The following is a 531-nucleotide window of genomic DNA, read 5'->3' on the forward strand; positions in this document are numbered from 1 at the left end:
AACCGCGCCATTGGCACCGCCTGCCTTACTATGGGTCTTTGTTCTAAGACACGTGTTTAACGACGTCGTTAGCGACGTGTCTTATGCGGGGTCTGCGATGCGTGGCGAAATTCTTGGGGTGGAGAGGCGACGCATCTGGCGCGACGAGGACAAGCTCGAGATTGTCCTGTCGGTTGGGATTGGCGGGGCGACAGTGACGCAGGTGGCGCAATGCCATGAGGTGACCCGGCAGCAGATTTACAAATGGCGGCATGAGCTGAAGAAGAAGGGTCTGTGGTCGCCTGATGCCGGGGCGCTTTTCTTTCCGTTGGACATGCCAGTAACGGCTGGAGTGCCGGTGGCGCAGCCCCCTGCTGCTGAGACGCCTCGACCGATTGCGGTTAAATTGCGCCTGCGGGGTGGGCGTAGTTTGCACTTTGACAGCACTGTGGACCCGGCAGCGCTGACCTCCCTGATCCGCGCGGTGGAAGCTGCATGATTGGGCCTGGCACTGGTGTTCGTGTGTATCTGGCCTGTGGTGTCACGGATATG

General features: G+C 59.9%; 1 protein-coding gene. It reads left to right on the forward strand.

What is annotated here, in order from left to right:
* Positions 1–478: IS66-like element accessory protein TnpA (gene tnpA, locus V8352_RS21940; RefSeq protein ID WP_336426369.1), on the forward strand; the 478-nt coding region annotated here is incomplete at its 5' end.
* Positions 479–531: the final 53 nt, after the last annotated feature.

It is taken from the genome of Roseovarius sp. D0-M9 (genome assembly GCF_037083805.1).
Classification (GTDB): domain Bacteria; phylum Pseudomonadota; class Alphaproteobacteria; order Rhodobacterales; family Rhodobacteraceae; genus Roseovarius.